The organism is Micromonospora sp. NPDC005203, from assembly GCF_042872705.1.
Classification (GTDB): domain Bacteria; phylum Actinomycetota; class Actinomycetes; order Mycobacteriales; family Micromonosporaceae; genus Micromonospora.
The window spans coordinates 1-1,192 of sequence record NZ_JBIAKV010000017.1; the positions used below are offsets into that span (position 1 = coordinate 1).

The 1,192-nt window shown below is 74.5% G+C and carries 1 protein-coding gene and 1 pseudogene; both read right to left on the reverse strand.

The annotated features are described in order from the left end of the window. Positions 1 to 144 precede the first annotated feature (144 nt). Positions 145 to 849: a class F sortase gene (locus ACFYPM_RS28080; protein ID WP_387203049.1), complete on the reverse strand. Its 705-nt coding sequence runs from the start codon at positions 847 to 849 to the stop codon at positions 145 to 147. 1 nt (position 850) lies between these two features. Next, positions 851 to 1,192, reverse strand: a pseudogene (locus tag ACFYPM_RS28085) (hypothetical protein); the annotation flags it as partial.

The window sequence follows — 1,192 nt, forward strand, 5'->3', positions numbered from 1 at the left end:
TCCCGCGCCGGGGGGGGGGGGGGGGGGCCCCCCCCCCCCCCCCGGGGGCCCCCCCCCGCGCCCCCCGGGCCGCCCCCCCCCCGCCCGGGGCGGGCGGGGGGGGGCCCCCCCCCCCCCCCGCCCCGCGCTTCGTTTCGTCCCCGATCAGGCCACCAGGGTGGCGAAAACGACGATGTTGTCCGGGTAGCTCTTGGCGGCCTGGTCGAACTGACCACCGCAGGTGACCACCCGCAGACCGGGCCGGTCGCTGGGTCCGTACACCAACTCGGTGGGGAAGGCCGTCTTCGGGTACGACTTCACCGAGTCGATCTGGAACGCGGCCGGCTGGCCGTCCGCCCGCCGCACCGTGATGGTGTCACCGGGCACGAGGGCGCCGAGGTCGAAGAAGACGGCCGGGCCGAGCTTCGCCGAGTCCACGTGCCCGACGATGACCGCGTTACCGGTTTCGCCGGGGCTTGCTCCCGGCTCGTACCAGCCAGCCTGGTCGGCCTGCTCCAACGGGGGGACCTGGACGGTGCCGTCCGGGTTGGTGCCGAGGGACAGGATCGCCGCGTCGACGCCGATCCGGGGGATCTCGATGCTGGTCGGCGCGGAGCGCGTCAACCCGGCCGGCACGTCCCCCTGGCCGACCGGCTGCCCGTCGGCCGGGGGCACGGCGGTGGCGGTGTCGGCCGGCCCGCTCACCTCGGGACCGGCCTGGGCCAGCGGCTGCGGCGGTCGGGTCTGGGGCGTGGTCTTCAGAGCGAAGCCGATCATGCCAGCCCCGAGCATGGCCATAGTGACGACGACGGCCGCGCCGGCGGCACGCCACGGTCTCCCGTGACGGCCGCCGGCCCGTGTCGTCGTCACGTCAGACGAGCGAACCATTGGTCCGCCGACGACGCATCAGCACGATCCCGCCGAGCGCGGCAGCGCCGAGCAGGCCCGCCCCGCCGGTGGCCAGGCCACGGTCGGTACCGGTGCTGGCGCCACCGTCACCACCGTCGACACCGCCGTGCGGCAGCACGACGAGCTCGCCCTCGCCGCACGAGCCCTTGAGCTCGTAGCGACCCGGCTTGGCATCCTTGTCGACCTTGGCGTCGCCGTAGTAGACGAACTCGCGCTCCTTCTCCCAGCTGTCCTCGTCCGAGCCGTGCTCGTCCTTCGAGTCCCAGCCCTTGTCGGAGCCTTGCTCGTCCTTGGACTCCCAGCT